This window comes from Pseudomonas sp. BMW13 (genome assembly GCF_013357275.1).
Classification (GTDB): domain Bacteria; phylum Pseudomonadota; class Gammaproteobacteria; order Pseudomonadales; family Pseudomonadaceae; genus Aquipseudomonas; species Aquipseudomonas khazarica.
The window spans coordinates 222,030-238,515 of the sequence record NZ_SUKD01000012.1; the positions used below are offsets into that span (position 1 = coordinate 222,030).

Genomic DNA, 16,486 nt, shown 5'->3' on the forward strand with positions numbered 1-16,486 from the left:
CAACTCCAGCGCAGGCAGGCGCTGGAGGGTGACAGAGCCTTTAGTGATAATTCACTGTGAACTGGGCCGTGGCGTTGGCAGCCCCCGGCTCGACCTGAGCCCGCGTGGCTACATAGGCCGCGTAGAATTGCAGCTCGCTGTCTCCTGGTCGTAGAGGGATGGCCATGCTGCCATTTCCAGGTATCACGCCGACCCGCTGGCCGCCTTCCTCTGTGTAAATTTGAATACCGACACCAACCGCGCCTCCCGTAACCGCCATCAAGCCCGCGTTGAGCGGATCTCGCGGTGCGTTGAAGGTCACCGATGCCCTTCTGGCTGTCGGGACACTGCAATCCGTCAACTTAATGGAGAAACTAACGCCGGGAGAGCGAGCGCCAATTGCTGTCAACGTGTTGACAGAAACCCGCCCCAGCTCCACGGTTTGATTCGTACTGCCCGTCGCAACCACGCAGGCCGCGTCGACAATCGAACCGTTGAAGATCACAGTACCATCCCTAGCAAGCACCCCCTGTGCAGCTACAGCCATGGCCAACGCGACAGCAGCTTTGAGCGTGGTAATAGCGTTCATAAAATCCTCCACCTATGTGCTCGTAAACTAACGATTGTTGTAATAAGGCATATTTGCCAATAGCCGAGAAATGATCCCAGAACACTCACAACCAAAACATAGGGATAACCCCAAAACACAATAGGAATTAACTTATTTCACAAGAAACAGATAGGACTATCCTTATAGCAACTGATGCATACCGGCCAATTGCAACAACGACCCTAATTGAACACACGCAACGAACCGTGCCTAAAAACAACGACAGCGTCACCCCATGCAACTTATTCGCATGTCCGCACGCAAAACTTCCGACACGACAGACAAGACTAAAGTAGTGTTCAGCGGATAAACGAGACAGGTTGACTGAACAGCGTCGGTCGAACTCAGAGCGGGTCAACCCGCTCAAGGCGATAGCCGTAGCCATAGATAGAAGCCAGGCACCAACCATATTCGGACGACAGCTTCAGTTTGCTGCGCAAGCGATAGATCATGGTATCCAGCGGGCGCGAGGAATAGCGCTCGCCTTGCGGCCAGAAGCGGTCGTAGAGATACGAGCGCGACAGCGAGCGGCCGAGATTTTCCATCAGGCAACGCGCCACACAATACTCCCGCTCGGTCAGCAACGTAGCACTGCAGTCACGCGTCACGGTGCGCCCGGCGTCATCGAACAGCAGGTCGAAGTAGACATGAAAGCGCTGGACCTGGCCCTCGGCGGCCTGAATGCGACGGCGATTCACCACCAGAATGCGTGCATGCAGTTCATATTCGCTGAACGGTTTGTGGATGAAGTCCTCGGCGCCAGCGTTGATGGCCTTGACGATATCTGCCCCCGAGCTGCCGCCAGTCAGCACAATGACCGGAGGGGGTACTTCAAGGTGCTCCTGCACCCAGCACAACAAGGTGTAACCGCTCATGCCTGGCAGGCACCAGTCGATGATCAGCAGGTCGAAATTCTCGCGTTTGAGACGCCGCAGGAGGTCCTCCCCCGAACTGAAGCCGTGCACCGTCCAGTCGAAACCGCTCGCCCTGGAATAGCTACTGATAACCTTTAATGCCCGATTCAGACAGATCTCTTCATCATCCAAGACAGCTATCCTCATGGACGCCCCCTATTATTATTAGTAACAGCGCCGCGAATCTATCGTTCAGAGCGCACTCGGATTCCCCCTAGAATCTGAGATAGTGTTACAAGCAGATACCGAACAATATCACCGCTGTAGCATTAAACCGGGAACTTATTGAGTTATAGGCCCTAGCCTATTGATCTATAGGTTTTCCCCTAGTCCTTAGTCCTAGCTTTAACCACGAACTTCCGGAGCACCGTCTCCGATCACCGGGCACTGTTAAAACCTGGAGCAACAAGTATCTGCAGCCACCTGGCCACATACTACTCGGACGATTTCACAGTACCCCAACGACACGTTACGACGGCAACTGAGCAAGTACAGACCGTACTTTGGCCAGAAAAGACCGGAATACTTCAGATGCTCGAAAAGAAACTGCGTATTCTGCTTATCAGCGAGAAACCTGCGACAGCCCGGGGCCTGGAACATGCATTGAATCGGCTGGGCTACTTCCGCGTGACTGCCATCGACTCGCTGGTCGATGCCCTGCCACTGGCCGACTCCATCAAACGGCGCTTCGATCTGATCCTGATTGCCCCGCACATCCGCCGCAACGGCAAGGCCCGGCAGCTCGAGCAGGCCCTGAGCAGCAATAGGCTGGCAGACAATCCGGCAGTCGAGGGCCCTCCCGTCGTCAGCTTCGTCTCGATCATCACCGGCATTCGCGAACTGCAGTGCCTGATCAGCCGCTGCCAGCCTGCTTACGAGGACTGATCAGCGCGCCAGGCAAGGCGACGGCGCCATTTTCTTCAGCAAAACATGATCCGCGATGCGGCAGCGGGGCCGATAAGCCCTACAATCGGCCAACCGAACGCCTCCCCCGACTCGACATCGTCCATGGACAAGACCCTATTGCTGCAACAGGTGCTCACGCACCTGCAGTCTGACCTGGAGCAGGCTCACCAGGCGGCGCTGAACGCCCACGAAGCGGCTACCCATGAGGAGAACGTCGCCGAGAACAAGTACGACACCCTGGGCCTCGAAGCAGCCTACCTCGCCAGTGGCCAGGCACGCCGCGTCGAGGAGCTGCGCCAGACACTGATCACCTGGCGCCAGCTGCGCCTACGGCCCTTCGACGAGAACCAGGGTGTCGAACTGGGCGCACTGGTCCAGCTGCTCGATGCGCATGACCAGGTGCGCTGGCTGTTTCTCGGCCCCCAGGGCGCCAGCATGAAGCTGCAGCATGCCGGCCAGACGATTCAGGTGCTCGGCAGCGCCGCGCCACTGGGCCGCGCTTTGCTGGGCAAGGTTCCGGGCGAACAGATCAGCGTACCGCTGGCCGGCACGGCACAGGATTTCGAGGTACTGAGCGTCGAGTGACGGGGAACTATCTGGGCTAGGGTTGGTAGAGAACCTTAAAGCCACCACCGTCCGGGAGCTCAGCATGGAACCGCCTGTTCACGACCTGTCTTCGCTGTTCAAACAACTCGGTCTGGCCGACGACAGCGCCAGCATCGACGCCTTCATCAGGACCCACGCGCCACTCCCCGCAGAGCGCAAGCTGGCGGACGCCTCGTTCTGGACCCCGGCACAGGCGGCCTTCCTGCGCGAGGAGATCCTCGAAGACGCCGACTGGGCGGAGGTAGTCGATCAGTTGAACGTGCGCCTGCGCGGCTGACGCATGAACTAGGCGCCGCTCATCTCGCGCCAGGTGAGGTACATGCGCAGGTCGAACTCGATCTGCGCGTAGCCGGGCAGCATGTAGTCGCAGAGTTTGTAGAAGGCCTTGTTGTGCTCGGCCTCCTTCAGATGCGCCAGCTCATGCACCACGATCATCTGCAGGAAGACTGGTGCGGCATCGCGAAACAGCGAGGCCACGCGGATTTCCTTCTTGGCCTTGAGCTTGCCGCCCTGCACCCGCGAGATCGCCGTATGCAGCCCCAGCGCGCGATGGGTGAGATCGAGGCGATTGTCATAGAGCACCTTGTCGATGCCGGGCGCGTTCTTCAGGTGCTCCTGCTTCAGCGCCATCACATAACCGTAGAGCGCCTTGTCGCTCTGCACGTCATGGCGTCCGGGATAACGCTGCGCCAGGTAGCCGCCCAGGCGGTCATCGGCGATCAGCTGGCGGACCTGCTGCTGCAACTCGACCGGATAACCCTGTAGATACTTCAATGATGCCGCCCCACACATGACTGGAGCACCAGTGTAACGGATGCCCGTCTATTCGCTCGGCAGTACGCGCAGTATCCGCCCCTGCGGATTGTCGGTCAGCAGGTAGAGTGCCCCGTCGGGCCCGCTGCGGACATCGCGGATACGCTCGCCCAGTTCCTCGAACAGCACCTCCTCGCCAGCCAGCATGCCATCGCGCAGGCGGATGCGCCGTACGCTGCGCTCGGCCAGGGTCGAGGCGAACAGGTCTCCCTTCCAGTCGGGAAACAACTCACCGCGGTAGAGCATAAGACTCGACGGCGCGACCGAGGGCGTCCAGTGCAGCAACGGTGCGACCAGCCCCGGCAGCTCGGTGTAGGGGCTGACCCTGGCGCCGGTGTAGTCGACACCGAAGGTCGCCAGCGGCCAGCCGTAGTTGCCGCCCGGCTCGATCAGATTGAGCTCGTCGCCACCACGTGGGCCGTGCTCGTGGCTGTACAGGCGCCCCTGCTCGGCGTCGAAGAAGATGCCCTGCACATTGCGATGGCCCAGGCTGTAGATCTCCGGCGCCGCACCCTGCTGCCCGAGCAACGGATTGTCCTGCGGCATACTGCCGTCACGGTTCAGGCGCACGATCTTGCCGAGGTGGTTGGCGGGATTCTGCGCCTGTTCACGCCAGTCGAAACCATCACCGAGGGTCAGCACCAGCGTGTTGTCCGCCAGGAAGGCGATGCGCCCGCCATAGTGCGCGGCGCCGGCCTTGAGCGGCTGGGCGGTAAACAGCACCTCGAGATCCTGCAACTCGCCATCCACCAGGCGCGCACGTATCAGGCGCGTGTTGTTGGCCTCCAGCGAACCCTGGGCGTGGGTCAGGTAAAGCCAGCGGTTGTCGCTGTAGTCCGGATCCAGCGCCACCTCCATCAAGCCGGCCTGGGCGGCGATGAACCCCTCGGGCACGCCCGCTACCGGCTCGGGGTCGAGCCGGCCATCGGCCTCGACGATACGCAGGCGGCCGACGCGCTCGGTGACCAGCAGGCGGCCATCCGGCAGGAACGCCATCGACCAGGGGTGCTCCAGCCCTTGGCTGAAGGTTTCGATGCGGTAATCGTGCGCGGCCAGCGGTGCGCTGGCGAACAAGGCGCCGAGCGCCAGCACGCGGAAGGTGTTCAACATGGGCAGCGCCTTGTCACGGAGTATCGGAAGTAGTCGGCTGCGTCCGGTAGCGCACCCGCCGGCCCAGCAGGCCAAACAGCAACGCGCCGGCACTGCCGCAGGCCATCAGGGCCAGGGTCCCCAGGGGATGGCGATCAGCGGCGATCAGCGTCGGCATGGGCGCCAGCGTGTTGGCCAGGGCCAGCGCCAGCCAGATCGCAGTGGCGCCTGCCACGACGAGAATGGCCCAGCGCAACGACGGCAGGCGCCGCGCCAGCCAGAGCGAAAGCGGCAGGGCGACGACAAAACCCAGCCCTGCCAGCAGTGCGAAAGTGGGGGCAAAACCGAGCAGATCCAGGCAGGTGGTGCCGAGGCGCACATCTAGCGGCACGGGCGCCCCCAGCGCTTGCAGGGCCGCGAGATTGCTCTGCGTCTGAAAGATCGAGGCAAAGGCGCTGGTCAGCAGCACGGCGAGGACGAAGGCGAGCAGCAGGCGCGGCATGAACGAGGTTTCCGGAACGGCAGTGCCCGAATTATGGCGTAGGCCGCCCGTTGCATCGGCCTGGGTGTTTTACAGGGTTTTACCTGATGCGCCGACCTGCATGACAAACGGTGGCCATGCAATCGACCAGGATGCCGCTACAAAATTGCGCCGCGAGTGCAGGCCGCGCTCAGAACGAGCAATGACTCCTGCCGCATGACCGCCCCGTACGCTGCACCAGCCATCAGCACAGACGTATTGGTGCCGTGCTGCCAGCCCGCCACGGCGCGGCTCGGCCGCCTGCGCTGCAGCGACATGGCACTCATTCCTGGCGCCAAGCATCGCGAATGGCACCACGTCGTTTTCCAGTGGCAACCTGCTTTCGCCAACGACAAGCGCTGATCGGCCGACTGAAGACGCTGCCCGCATCAACGAAGGATCTTGCCCTGCACCAGAGCAAACAGCTGATTGCGAAAGTTGATGCCCAGGCGGTCGAAGGCCCGATTGCGATAGGTCTTGACCGTACTCTCCTTCAGCCCCAGATCGACTGCAATTCCAGCATGGGTCATGCCCTGGAGCAGCCGCATGCAGACCTCCAGCTCCTGCTCCGTCAGTTGTGGGCTCTGGCGCAGCAATACCTGCCGCCAGTCGCCGGCGTGCTCTACGCGACGACTCATTGCCAGATGTCCGCGCAGCAGTTGCAGCACAATGGGCGTCAGCTGTTCGAATGCCTCAATCTCATCATCCGGAAAGTAGCCGGCCTCATGATGACGGTAGAGGTTGAACAGCACCGGTACGCCCTGGTCGTCCCAGGAAAGACCGGACAGGCGCTCGCTCATGCCGTTGCGCAGGTAGACGTTCTGCCGGTACGGAGCGAACTGGATGTCCTCCGCAAGAATGTGGCCAAGCAGAACCGCGCCATCATGTCGCTGCTCACCCTGCATGCGTGAAAACAGCTGGTCGTGACTGTGGAACTGCTGCGCATAGGCATGCCAGCAACGCCAGACCAGCCGTGAGTCATGATGACGGGTGCCGGCCATCAACATGCTCGGCTGCGACAGGTCCATGCGCATGACACAGAAATGCTGGGAACTCACCCAGTAATCCAGGCAATCGAGCAGTGACGAGGAAAAGCGCTCACTGCCCATCAGGCCTGTGAGTTCGACGAACCGCTGCAGGTCAAGCCCTGGCGCCGTGCCGGTGGACGACCAGACGTTGATCATCGTAGTCCCTCCTGAGGTGTTCGGCAGGTAACGGCATTCTGCGTCCACATCCGCTCTGACGCCAGCTGCACCTGTCCACCTCTCGGGGGACAGAGACATCCGATCAAGTCGATAACCTGAACGACAGCAAGCCCGCTGCCTGGGCTGACGAACAGGTACAAGAACAATGAGCAACGTAACCGAAAGCCTGGTGCTGAGGGTGGAGCATGTCCGCGCCGAAGCCAAAGATGTACTTGCCTTCGAACTCGCATCCCTCGACGGCTGCGACTTGCCGCCCTTTACGCCGGGTGCGCATCTAGAACTGCAGCTGCGCAACGGAAAGATCCGCCATTACTCACTGCTCAACGACCCAGCGGAGCGACATCGCTATGTAATCGCCGTTGGCCTCGCGCAGGAAACACGCGGTGGCTCACGCTTCATTCATGAGTCACTGCGTCAGGGCGATACCTTGGTGGTGAACGGACCACGCAACAACTTTCCACTCGATGAGGAGGCATCACGCTACTGCTTCGTCGCCGGTGGCATCGGTATCACACCGATCCTCTCGATGATTCGCTGGTGTGCACGGCATGCCAAGGAGTGGCGACTTGTATACGCAGCACGCAATCGCACCCGCGCCGCCTTCTATGAAGAACTACTGGCTCTCGACCCACAGCGCACACACTTTCACTTCACTGACGAACACCAGGGCGCGCATCTGCCAGTGGGCACGCTGGTCACCTCGCTTGGCGCCGATGAACAACTTTACTGCTGCGGCCCCGAGCCGCTGATGCAAGCAGTCAAGAGCGCTAGCTCGACAGTTGCCAACCGCGTGCACTTCGAATGGTTCACGCCGCCCGAGCTGCCACAGCCAGAAGTGGTTGGCAGCGCAGGCTTCGAGGTCGTGCTGCGGCGCACTGGCAGATCCATCCAGGTATCGGACGACCAAAGCATTCTTGACGCGCTGGAAGCAAATGGCATCGAGGCGCCCTTTTCCTGCCGTGCTGGCATCTGTCGCACCTGCGAAACAACCGTCTGCGCCGGCACACCGGATCATCGCGACCATGTGCTCTCCGCAGAAGAACGGGCGGCAGGCACGAGCATGATGATCTGTGTTTCCCGTGCTCTGGGCCCCTCGCTAGAACTCGATCTCTGATCATTACCGCCACCCGGGTGGCCCAAACGGAGACTCCAACCATGACTCTGCCTGCTGAAAATCTAATCCTCAGCTCACGCAAGGCGGCTAGCCAGATGGCTACCCGAGACACGCCGTTCGTATTCAACGAATGGTACGTGGCCGCTTTTGCCGCTGATGTCGGCCGCGAGCTGTTGCCCCGGACCTTGCTGGGCAAGCGGATACTGATGTACCGCACCCAGAAAGGTACGGCGATAGCGATGGATGATCGCTGCGTGCATCGCTCATACCCGCTCTCCAAGAGCACCCTGGACGGCGACACGGTCGTCTGCAACTACCATGGTTTTCGCTACAGCGAGCGCGGCGAGCTGATCGAGGTGCCCTCGCAGAAAGCCTGCCCCCGGGGGATCGGTATTCGTACCTACCCACTGGTCGAACGTGGCCCGCTGCTCTGGATCTGGATGGGTGATACGCGACTCGCCGACGACAGCCGAATCCCTGACCAGCCCTGGACAGCCGATCCTACATGGGAGTGCTCGTCAGGCTACTTCCACCATCCAGGCAACTACGTGAGCATGCATGAAAACCTGCTCGACCTGACGCATCTGCAGTTCCTCCACGCCAACACCATCGGTACGCCGGACTATGCCAGCGCCCCCTTCGATCTGGATATCGAGGAGGGCCACTACAAGCTGGTTCGTCGTGTCGTGCCCACTACCCTGTCGGCGGTCTGGGCCAAGACCACCAAGATAGAGGGTCCAACCGCCGCGCGCATCGTCACCTCGGAGTTCATCAGCCCTGCTCTGCACAGGGTCAGCGTCACCTTTTACGATACAGCGTTACCAGAGCACAGCCGCCCGATCTTCCACATCCATACAGCCCATATTCTTACCCCAGAGACGGAACACACGATGCACTACCACATCATCCACGGACGTGACTTCGCCCAGGATGATCATGCACTGGGCGAATTCATGCACGAGCAGCTCTTTGCAGCCTTCGAGGAGGACGTCGAGGGGCTCGGGACGCTGGAAGAAGTGATTGGCGATGTCGACGAGAATCACTACGAGATTTCCGTGGCCAGCGATGCTCCGGCCGTGGCCATGCGCGTTTACCTCAAGCGACGCGCAGCGCTGGAAGCGGCAGCTCGCTCCACACCTCGGGTAGCCGGATCTTCCGAACAGTTCCGGCCCTGATTCACTCTTGCACGCAGACCACTGGCTTCCGATTAGAACAAAAAGAGAGACCACGCCATGAAATGCCTCAAAGTTCTTTCCCTGCTTGCCCTCAGCGCCGTTGCCTCCGCCAGCCTGGCAACCGAGACCGTAACGCTGAAAGTCGCTCATTTCCTTCCTGCGGTTTCCAACGCTCAGCGCAGCGTGATCCAGCCCTGGTGCGACAAGATCGCAAAAGAATCGGACAACCGCCTCCGGTGCCAGATCTACCCGTCAATGCAATTGGGTGGAACTCCTGCGCAGCTGCCCGACCAGGTTCGCCGAGGTGTGGCGGACATCGTCTGGACGGCACCTGGATACGCAACCGGCCGTTTCCCACGCAGCGAGGCCGTCGAGCTGCCATTCATGCTGCCGGCCAATGGCGAACTCGGCTCCAAGATCATCTGGGAGTTCTATGAGCAGGCGTTGAAGGACGATTACACCGATTACAAGGTACTTGCCCTGCACAGCGATGGCGGCATGCAATTGCACAACAGCAAGAGGGATATCACCTCGCTTGCCGACTTCCAGGGTGCCAAGCTGCGCGCTTCGACGCGCATGACCTCGCGCCTGCTCGACTCTCTCGGCGCCACTCCCGTCAGCATGCCACCGGCACAGATGACCGAGTCAATGTCCAAAGGTGTGATCGACGGAGCGCTGGTGGGCTGGGAAGTGGTACCTGCGCTGAAACTCGATGAAATCACTCGTTTTCACTCAGAGCCCGTGAACGGCCAGCCAATCTTCTCCACCACACTGCTCAGCTTCCTGATGAACAAACAGCGCTACGAGCAACTACCGGATGACCTTCGCGCGGTGATCGACCGCAACAGCGGCTTGTCGCTCTCCACCACGTTCGGCGCGAGCTGGGACAGGGAAGCGGCACGTGCCCGCCAAGTGGTGCAGGACAAGGGGGCGACGCTCACCACGATCGACGATACCGACTACCTGCAGATGCGCGAAGCTGGTCAACGAGTGACGGAGGCCTGGTCGAGCGAAGGAGATGAAAAAGGAATCAACGGCACCTGGCTGGCCAACACCCTTCGCGACATCGCCAAGGCCAACGGCCAGAGTTACTGAACCAAAGCCCTTGCCATGATCAACTCGCAGCGACGCAGCCAACGATGACCCTCCCCTCGAAATGAAACACCCCGCAAAAGCTTCGCCTTTACGGGGTGTTTGGGATCAGAGCCTCAGCCGCGACGCGGTCCGGCTGAGGCTGAACGCGGCGGGCTCTTGCCCGTCGTCGATCAGTTGACCTTGGCGTTCAGCTCGCCACTGGCGTAGCGCTGGAACATGCCTTCCAGGGAGACCGGCTTGATCTTGGAGGCGTTGCCGGCGGTGCCGAAGGCTTCGTAGCGGGCGATGCAGATGTCACGCATGGCGACGATGGTCTTGGCGAAGAACTTGCGCGGGTCGAACTCGCTCGGGTGCTCGGCCATCATGCGGCGCATGGCACCGGTAGAGGCCAGACGCAGGTCGGTGTCGATGTTGACCTTGCGCACGCCGTGCTTGATGCCCTCGACGATTTCCTCGACCGGCACACCGTAGGTTTCCTTGATGTCGCCGCCGAATTCGTTGATCACCTTCAGCCATTCCTGCGGAACGGACGAGGAACCGTGCATCACCAGGTGGGTGTTGGGGATGCGCTTGTGGATTTCCTTGATGCGCTCGATCGACAGCACGTCACCGGTTGGCGGCTTGGTGAACTTGTAGGCGCCGTGGCTGGTACCGATGGCGATGGCCAGGGCGTCGACCTGAGTCTTCTTGACGAAGTCGGCGGCCTCTTCCGGGTCGGTCAGCAGCTGGCTGTGGTCCAGCACGCCTTCGGCGCCAACGCCGTCTTCTTCACCCGCCATGCCGGTTTCCAGGCTGCCCAGGCAACCCAGCTCACCTTCCACCGACACACCGCAGGCGTGGGCGAATGCCACGGTCTGCTGGGTCACGCGGACGTTGTACTCGTAGTCGGCCGGCGTCTTGCCGTCTTCTTTCAGCGAGCCGTCCATCATCACCGAGGAAAAGCCCAGCTGGATCGAGCGCTGGCAGACGTCAGGGCTGGTGCCGTGATCCTGGTGCATGCACACCGGGATGTGCGGGAACTCTTCGATGGCAGCCAGGATCAGGTGGCGCAGGAACGGCGCACCGGCGTATTTGCGGGCACCAGCGGACGCCTGGACGATGACCGGCGAATCGGTCTTGTCGGCGGCTTCCATGATGGCGCGCATCTGCTCGAGGTTGTTGACGTTGAAGGCCGGCACGCCGTAGCCGAATTCGGCGGCGTGGTCGAGCATCTGGCGCATGCTGATAAGTGCCATGGTGTTACTGTCTCCCGGTTTGGAGGTCGTTAATCGTGCAAGCCTGCCGCAGGGGCCGGCGTTGTTCAAGTAATCCGGAAGGGACGCGTCGCCCACTTCCGCTGCGCGCGGCGAGATGACCGCGCGGTGTTGCAAAGTTCTCGCTACTCAGCGCGGCTTGCAGCCGCGACCGACCACCTGCTCGGTGCCGACCCGGTAGACCAGCCCCTCATCACCCTTGGTGTGGAAGGCCAGCATCGGATCGCTGTACAGCGCCCCCGAGGCAGAGGGTGTGAGCCTCAGGCGGTGGGCGATGTCGCTGCCGCCCAGACGCAGATCTATGGCGTCCTCACCTGCCGGGCGCCATAGCACCTCGGTCTTGTTGTCACAGATCCAGCTGATCCAGCGATCACTCGCCGCCGGCTGCTCGGCGCACGCCGTCAGCAACAGGATGGCGCTGAGCAATCCCACATTCCCTGCACTGTTCATTCGCCCTCCTCAATCACAACGCTGGCTGGGCATTCCACCATTGGCGCCGCTCTGTCCGTCGATACTGCCACTGCCCTGGCTGCTGGGCGTTTCGATCTGTGCCGGGCTGAACACCCGACAGGCCTTTTCGCGGGCCGTATGGGGATCACCCGCACAACCGCCCAACAGCACACCGACAATACCCAGCAGCATCCACCTGACCATGGTCTTGCTCCTTGCTCGAGGAATCGGACAACCCGATTCGCCCAGGGTTTAACCGGAGCAGAAACGGGATTCGCCTTTCATCCTAGCAGGGCCACACCCATGACGCGCCGCATCAGGCCTTGGCGCGCGCCTCGAGCACTTCGACGGCCGGCAGGACCTTGCCCTCGACGAACTCGAGGAAGGCGCCGCCGCCGGTGGAGATATAGGAGATCTTCTCGGCCACGCCGTACTTGTCGATGGCCGCCAGGGTGTCACCACCACCGGCGATGGAGAACGCTGCGCTGTCGGCGATGGCCAGGGCCAGGGCCTTGGTGCCGTTACCGAACTGGTCGAACTCGAACACGCCGACCGGGCCGTTCCACAGGATGGTCTGCGAAGCCTTGAGCATCTCGGCGAACTGCGCGGCGGTCTGCGGGCCGATGTCGAGGATCATGTCGTCCTCGCTCACGTCGGCGACGGCCTTGACCGTGGCCTCGGCATCTTCGGCGAAGGCCTTGGCCACCACCACGTCGACCGGCAGCGGCACGCTGACCTTGGCGGCGATGGCCTTGGCGGTGTCGACCAGGTCGGCCTCGTACAGCGACTTGCCCACCGGCAGGCCTGCAGCGGCGAGGAAGGTGTTGGCGATGCCGCCGCCGACGATCAGCGAGTCGCAGATATCGGCCAGGGAGTTGAGCACGTCCAGCTTGGTCGACACCTTGGAACCGGCGACGATGGCCAGCATCGGGCGGGCCGGCTTGTCCAGGGCCTTGCCCAGAGCATCCAGCTCGGCCGCCAGCAGCGGGCCGGCACAGGCGACCTTGGCAAACTTGGCCACGCCATGGGTCGAGCCCTGGGCGCGGTGGGCGGTGCCGAAGGCATCCATCACGAACACGTCGCACAGGGCCGCGTACTGCTGGGCCAGTTCGTCGCTGTTCTTCTTCTCGCCCTTGTTGAAACGCACGTTCTCCAGCAGCACCAGTTCGCCAGCCTTGACCTCGACACCGCCGAGGTAGTCCTTGACCAGCGGCACGTCGCGGCCGAGCGCCTTGCTCAGGTAGGCCGCCACCGGTGCCAGGCTGTCTTCTTCGCTGTAGACGCCCTCTTCCGGACGGCCCAGGTGCGAGCAGACCAGCACGGCCGCGCCTTTTTCCAGCGCCAGCTTGATGGTCGGCAGGGAAGCGAGGATGCGCGCGTCGCTCTTGACCACGCCATCCTTCACCGGGACGTTGAGGTCTTCGCGAATCAGCACGCGCTTACCGGCGAGGTCGAGGTCGGTCATCTTCAGAACGGTCATGGCATCAGTCCTTCACGGGGGCTGGTTGTACAGAGGAGGTGGATACAGCAAGAAAATGTTCGGCGACATCGAGCATGCGGTTGGCGAAACCCCACTCGTTGTCGAACCAGGCCAGCAGGTTGACCAGGCGCGGGCCGGACACGCGGGTCTGGCTGCCGTCGACGATGGCCGAATGCGGGTCATGATTGAAGTCGCAGCTGGCATGCGGCAGCTCGGTATACGCCAGCAGCCCCTTGAGCGGGCCGCTTTCCGCTGCCTGGCGCAGCACGCGGTTGATTTCCTCGGCGGAGGTGTCGCGCGCGGTCTGCAGGGTGATGTCGAGACAGGACACGTTGACCGTCGGCACACGGATGGCCTTGGCCTGGATACGCCCGGCCAGCTCCGGCAGCAGACGCTCGATACCGCGCGCCAGGCCGGTGGACACCGGGATCACCGACTGGAAGGCCGAGCGCGTGCGGCGCAGGTCTTCGTGGTGGTAGGCATCGATAACGGGCTGATCGTTCATCGCCGAGTGGATGGTGGTAATGGAGACGTACTCCAGACCCACCACTTCGTCGAGAAGTTTCAGCAGCGGCACGCCGCAGTTGGTGGTGCAGGACGCATTGGACACCAGGCGCTCGCTGCCATCGAGGCCATCCTGGTTGACCCCGTAGACGATGGTGGCGTCGATATCCGCCTCACCGGCCATCGGCTGCGACAGCAGCACGCGTGGCGCACCGGCAGCGATGAAACGCTGCGCCTCGCTGCGGGTGACGTACTGCCCGGAGCACTCCAGCAGCAGGTCGATATCCAGCGCGGCCCAGTCGATCGCTTCCGGCTCGCTCTGGCGCAACACCTTCACGCAGTCGCCGTTGATGTGCAGGCAGTCGCCGTCGACCTTCACCTCACCCGGGAAACGCCCATGAGTGGAGTCGAAACGGGTCAGGTACTCGATGCTGGCCTGATCGGCCAGGTCGTTGAGGGCGACGATTTCCAGGCTCGCCCCGTCTCCGCGCTCATGCAGCGCGCGCAGCACGCAGCGACCGATGCGGCCGTAGCCGTTGAGGGCGACGCGAAAAGGGCGATTGGACATGGGCGATCTCGATAACGTGGCGACTCCCTCTGCCATTCACTGGAGAGGGCCGGGGAGAGAGCGGCAACGCAACCCTCTCCGCTCAGCCCCCCGCACGCGGCGGAGGGGAGTCAGCGGTTCAGGCGTCGAGCAGCTCTTCAGCCGTGGCAACGACGTTGTCGACGGTGAAGCCGAACTCTTCGAACAGGGCGGCAGCCGGCGCCGACTCACCGAAGGTGGTCATGCCGATGATGCGGCCTTCCAGGCCCACGTACTTGTACCAGTAGTCGGCATGCGAGGCCTCGATGGCGATACGCGCCCCCACCTCGACCGGCAGCACGGACTGCTTGTAGGCAGCATCCTGCTGGTCGAACACGCTGGTCGACGGCATCGACACCACGCGCACCTTGCGGCCCTTCTCTTCGAGCTTGGCGGCAGCCTGCATGGCCAGGCCGACTTCCGAGCCGGTGGCAACGAGGATCAGTTCCGGCTCGCCAGCGCTGTCCTTGAGCACGTAGCCGCCGCGCGCGACATCGGCCAGCTGCTGGGCATCACGTGCCTGGTGCGGCAGGTTCTGGCGACTGAACACCAAGGCGGACGGGCCGTCGGCGCGTTCGATGGCGTGTTTCCAGGCCACGGCGGACTCGACCGCATCGGCCGGGCGCCAGGTGTCCAGGTTCGGCGTGCCACGCAGGCTGGCCAGCTGCTCGATCGGCTGGTGGGTCGGGCCGTCCTCACCGAGACCGATGGAGTCGTGGGTGAACACGTACAGCACGCGCTGCTTCATCAGTGCGGACATGCGCACGGCGTTGCGGGCGTATTCCATGAAGATCAGGAAGGTCGCGCCATAGGGCACGAAACCGCCGTGCAGGGCGACACCGTTCATGATCGCGCTCATGCCGAACTCGCGCACGCCATAGAACATGTAGTTGCCGGAAGCGTCCTCGGCGGACACGCCCTTGCAGCCCTTCCACAGGGTCAGGTTGGAGCCGGCCAGGTCAGCCGAGCCACCGAGGAATTCCGGCAGCAGCGGGCCGAAGGCATTCAGTGCGTTCTGGCTGGCCTTGCGACTGGCGATGGTCTCGCCCTTCTCGGCCACTTCACGCACATAGGCGGCGGCCTTCTCGGCGAAGTCGGCCGGCAGCTCGCCGGCGATGCGGCGCTTGAACTCGGCAGCCAGCTCGGGGAAGGCGGCGGCGTAGGCGGCGAACTTCTCGTTCCAGGCGGCTTCGGCGGCAGCACCGGCGGCCTTGGCGTCCCACTCGGCGTAGATCTCGGCCGGCACTTCGAACGGGCCGTGGTTCCAGCCCAGGTTGGCGCGGGTCAGGGCGATTTCGTCATTGCCCAGCGGCGCACCGTGGCACTCTTCCTTGCCGCCCTTGTTCGGCGAACCGAAACCGATGGTGGTCTTGCAGCAGATCAGGGTCGGCTGGTCCACGCTCTTGCGCGCGGTCTCGATGGCCATCTTGATCTCTTCGGCGTCGTGACCGTCGACATTGCGGATCACCTGCCAGCCATAGGCCTCGAAACGCTTCGGCGTGTCGTCGGTGAACCAGCCTTCGACCTCACCGTCGATGGAGATGCCGTTGTCGTCATAGAACGCGACCAGCTTGCCCAGGCCGAGGGTGCCGGCCAGCGAGCAGACTTCATGGCTGATGCCTTCCATCATGCAACCGTCGCCGAGGAACACATAGGTGTTGTGGTCGACGATGGTGTGACCGTCACGGTTGAACTGCGCGCCCAGCACTTTCTCGGCGATGGCGAAGCCGACGGCGTTGGCGATGCCCTGGCCGAGCGGGCCGGTGGTGGTTTCCACACCCGGGGTGTAGCCGTATTCCGGGTGGCCCGGAGTGCGGCTGTGCAGCTGACGGAAGTTCTTCAGATCGTCGATCGACAGGTCGTAGCCGGTCAGGTGCAGCAGCGAGTAGATCAGCATCGAACCATGGCCGTTGGACAGCACGAAGCGGTCACGATCGGCGAAGTTCGGGTTCTGCGGGTTGTGCTTCAGAAAGTCGCGCCACAGCACTTCGGCGATGTCCGCCATGCCCATGGGGGCACCGGGGTGGCCGCTGTTGGCTTTCTGCACGGCATCCATGCTGAGGGCACGAATGGCATTGGCTCGCTCACGACGGCTGGGCATCGCTGAATCTCCTGCGGGGGGCTGTTCACGGAAAAAGGCGGCTATTTTCGCCCAGCCGCACCCCGCGGGGCAATGACAGATGGTCG

Annotated in this window: 18 protein-coding genes; 6 read left to right on the plus strand and 12 right to left on the minus strand. The window is 62.4% G+C overall.

Translation table 11 applies throughout. From position 1 onward, the window contains the following. Positions 1 to 40 precede the first annotated feature (40 nt). Both E4487_RS10080 and E4487_RS10085 read right to left on the minus strand, forming a co-directional pair. Positions 41 to 568 (minus strand): fimbrial protein, encoded by a 528-nt coding sequence (locus E4487_RS10080; RefSeq protein WP_037050046.1) that lies wholly within the window; start codon positions 566 to 568, stop codon positions 41 to 43. Between the two features lie 365 nt (positions 569 to 933). Further along, positions 934 to 1,650: a response regulator transcription factor gene (locus E4487_RS10085; RefSeq protein WP_037050049.1), complete on the minus strand. Its 717-nt coding sequence runs from the start codon at positions 1,648 to 1,650 to the stop codon at positions 934 to 936. A 384-nt stretch (positions 1,651 to 2,034) separates the two neighbouring features. On the opposite strand from E4487_RS10085, the gene E4487_RS10090 reads away from it, so the two are divergent. The 3 genes from E4487_RS10090 (at position 2,035) to E4487_RS10100 (ending at position 3,292) form a co-directional block, all read left to right on the plus strand. Then, the gene (locus E4487_RS10090) at positions 2,035 to 2,388 is read left to right on the plus strand and encodes a response regulator transcription factor (protein ID WP_037050052.1); all 354 of its coding nucleotides are present in this window, start codon (positions 2,035 to 2,037) and stop codon (positions 2,386 to 2,388) included. A 123-nt stretch (positions 2,389 to 2,511) separates the two neighbouring features. Continuing rightward, the gene (locus E4487_RS10095) at positions 2,512 to 2,994 is read left to right on the plus strand and encodes a GreA/GreB family elongation factor (RefSeq protein WP_175253268.1); all 483 of its coding nucleotides are present in this window, start codon (positions 2,512 to 2,514) and stop codon (positions 2,992 to 2,994) included. 64 nt (positions 2,995 to 3,058) lie between these two features. Further along, positions 3,059 to 3,292 (plus strand): DUF2789 domain-containing protein, encoded by a 234-nt coding sequence (locus E4487_RS10100; protein WP_152487667.1) that lies wholly within the window; start codon positions 3,059 to 3,061, stop codon positions 3,290 to 3,292. Positions 3,293 to 3,300: 8 nt separating this feature from the next. On the opposite strand, the gene E4487_RS10105 is transcribed toward E4487_RS10100, so the two are convergent. The 4 genes from E4487_RS10105 to E4487_RS10120 all read right to left on the minus strand — a co-directional run bounded on the left by E4487_RS10105 (position 3,301) and on the right by E4487_RS10120 (position 6,621). Beyond that, positions 3,301 to 3,807 carry a YgjP-like metallopeptidase domain-containing protein gene (locus E4487_RS10105; RefSeq protein WP_172979121.1) on the minus strand — a complete coding sequence of 169 codons (507 nt, stop codon included), beginning with the start codon at positions 3,805 to 3,807 and terminating at the stop codon, positions 3,301 to 3,303. Positions 3,808 to 3,837: 30 nt separating this feature from the next. Then, complete coding sequence (locus tag E4487_RS10110; protein WP_175253269.1) at positions 3,838 to 4,938, minus strand: PQQ-dependent sugar dehydrogenase; 1,101 nt, start codon at positions 4,936 to 4,938, stop codon at positions 3,838 to 3,840. A gap of 13 nt (positions 4,939 to 4,951) precedes the next feature. After that, positions 4,952 to 5,419: a hypothetical protein gene (locus E4487_RS10115; RefSeq protein WP_037050066.1), complete on the minus strand. Its 468-nt coding sequence runs from the start codon at positions 5,417 to 5,419 to the stop codon at positions 4,952 to 4,954. Positions 5,420 to 5,826: 407 nt separating this feature from the next. Continuing rightward, a complete protein-coding gene (locus E4487_RS10120) occupies positions 5,827 to 6,621 on the minus strand; it encodes a LuxR family transcriptional regulator (protein WP_175253270.1) in 795 nt (264 codons plus the stop codon). 166 nt (positions 6,622 to 6,787) lie between these two features. On the opposite strand from E4487_RS10120, the gene E4487_RS10125 reads away from it, so the two are divergent. The 3 genes from E4487_RS10125 to E4487_RS10135 are packed head-to-tail and all read left to right on the plus strand — an operon-like array spanning position 6,788 to position 10,026. Further along, a complete protein-coding gene (locus E4487_RS10125) occupies positions 6,788 to 7,756 on the plus strand; it encodes a PDR/VanB family oxidoreductase (protein ID WP_175253271.1) in 969 nt (322 codons plus the stop codon). A gap of 41 nt (positions 7,757 to 7,797) precedes the next feature. Continuing rightward, positions 7,798 to 8,931, plus strand: a complete 1,134-nt coding sequence (locus E4487_RS10130) for an aromatic ring-hydroxylating dioxygenase subunit alpha (RefSeq protein WP_175253272.1) — start codon at positions 7,798 to 7,800, stop codon at positions 8,929 to 8,931. Between the two features lie 57 nt (positions 8,932 to 8,988). Continuing rightward, positions 8,989 to 10,026 carry a TRAP transporter substrate-binding protein gene (locus tag E4487_RS10135; protein WP_175253273.1) on the plus strand — a complete coding sequence of 346 codons (1,038 nt, stop codon included), beginning with the start codon at positions 8,989 to 8,991 and terminating at the stop codon, positions 10,024 to 10,026. 170 nt (positions 10,027 to 10,196) lie between these two features. Here the strand turns inward: E4487_RS10135 and fba are convergent, their stop codons facing one another. From fba to tkt, 6 genes are all read right to left on the minus strand, one after another. Next, a complete protein-coding gene (gene fba / locus E4487_RS10140; protein ID WP_037050072.1) occupies positions 10,197 to 11,261 on the minus strand; it encodes a class II fructose-bisphosphate aldolase in 1,065 nt (354 codons plus the stop codon). Positions 11,262 to 11,408: 147 nt separating this feature from the next. Then, a complete protein-coding gene (locus tag E4487_RS10145; RefSeq protein WP_175253274.1) occupies positions 11,409 to 11,729 on the minus strand; it encodes an MliC family protein in 321 nt (106 codons plus the stop codon). 9 nt (positions 11,730 to 11,738) lie between these two features. After that, on the minus strand, positions 11,739 to 11,933 hold the full coding sequence (locus E4487_RS10150) for a hypothetical protein (RefSeq protein WP_037050078.1): 195 nt from the start codon (positions 11,931 to 11,933) through the stop codon (positions 11,739 to 11,741). Positions 11,934 to 12,045: 112 nt separating this feature from the next. Further along, positions 12,046 to 13,209, minus strand: a complete 1,164-nt coding sequence (locus E4487_RS10155; protein ID WP_037050080.1) for a phosphoglycerate kinase — start codon at positions 13,207 to 13,209, stop codon at positions 12,046 to 12,048. Between the two features lie 4 nt (positions 13,210 to 13,213). Then, complete coding sequence (gene epd / locus E4487_RS10160; protein WP_037050082.1) at positions 13,214 to 14,281, minus strand: erythrose-4-phosphate dehydrogenase; 1,068 nt, start codon at positions 14,279 to 14,281, stop codon at positions 13,214 to 13,216. Between the two features lie 118 nt (positions 14,282 to 14,399). Further along, complete coding sequence (tkt, locus tag E4487_RS10165) at positions 14,400 to 16,400, minus strand: transketolase (protein ID WP_037050084.1); 2,001 nt, start codon at positions 16,398 to 16,400, stop codon at positions 14,400 to 14,402. Between the last annotated feature and the right edge of the window lie 86 nt (positions 16,401 to 16,486).

Coding starts and splice junctions, on each gene's coding strand:
- E4487_RS10120 (WP_175253270.1), bottom strand. CDS start 6,621: ATGATCAACGTCTGGTCGTCCACCGGCACGGCGCCAGGGCTTGACCTG.
- E4487_RS10085 (WP_037050049.1), bottom strand. CDS start 1,650: ATGAGGATAGCTGTCTTGGATGATGAAGAGATCTGTCTGAATCGGGCA.
- E4487_RS10105 (WP_172979121.1), bottom strand. CDS start 3,807: ATGTGTGGGGCGGCATCATTGAAGTATCTACAGGGTTATCCGGTCGAG.
- E4487_RS10135 (WP_175253273.1), top strand. CDS start 8,989: ATGAAATGCCTCAAAGTTCTTTCCCTGCTTGCCCTCAGCGCCGTTGCC.
- E4487_RS10090 (WP_037050052.1), top strand. CDS start 2,035: ATGCTCGAAAAGAAACTGCGTATTCTGCTTATCAGCGAGAAACCTGCG.
- E4487_RS10125 (WP_175253271.1), top strand. CDS start 6,788: ATGAGCAACGTAACCGAAAGCCTGGTGCTGAGGGTGGAGCATGTCCGC.
- E4487_RS10115 (WP_037050066.1), bottom strand. CDS start 5,419: ATGCCGCGCCTGCTGCTCGCCTTCGTCCTCGCCGTGCTGCTGACCAGC.
- E4487_RS10145 (WP_175253274.1), bottom strand. CDS start 11,729: ATGAACAGTGCAGGGAATGTGGGATTGCTCAGCGCCATCCTGTTGCTG.
- E4487_RS10080 (WP_037050046.1), bottom strand. CDS start 568: ATGAACGCTATTACCACGCTCAAAGCTGCTGTCGCGTTGGCCATGGCT.
- E4487_RS10155 (WP_037050080.1), bottom strand. CDS start 13,209: ATGACCGTTCTGAAGATGACCGACCTCGACCTCGCCGGTAAGCGCGTG.
- E4487_RS10150 (WP_037050078.1), bottom strand. CDS start 11,933: ATGGTCAGGTGGATGCTGCTGGGTATTGTCGGTGTGCTGTTGGGCGGT.
- E4487_RS10130 (WP_175253272.1), top strand. CDS start 7,798: ATGACTCTGCCTGCTGAAAATCTAATCCTCAGCTCACGCAAGGCGGCT.
- fba (WP_037050072.1), bottom strand. CDS start 11,261: ATGGCACTTATCAGCATGCGCCAGATGCTCGACCACGCCGCCGAATTC.
- E4487_RS10100 (WP_152487667.1), top strand. CDS start 3,059: ATGGAACCGCCTGTTCACGACCTGTCTTCGCTGTTCAAACAACTCGGT.
- E4487_RS10095 (WP_175253268.1), top strand. CDS start 2,512: ATGGACAAGACCCTATTGCTGCAACAGGTGCTCACGCACCTGCAGTCT.
- E4487_RS10110 (WP_175253269.1), bottom strand. CDS start 4,938: ATGTTGAACACCTTCCGCGTGCTGGCGCTCGGCGCCTTGTTCGCCAGC.
- epd (WP_037050082.1), bottom strand. CDS start 14,281: ATGTCCAATCGCCCTTTTCGCGTCGCCCTCAACGGCTACGGCCGCATC.
- tkt (WP_037050084.1), bottom strand. CDS start 16,400: ATGCCCAGCCGTCGTGAGCGAGCCAATGCCATTCGTGCCCTCAGCATG.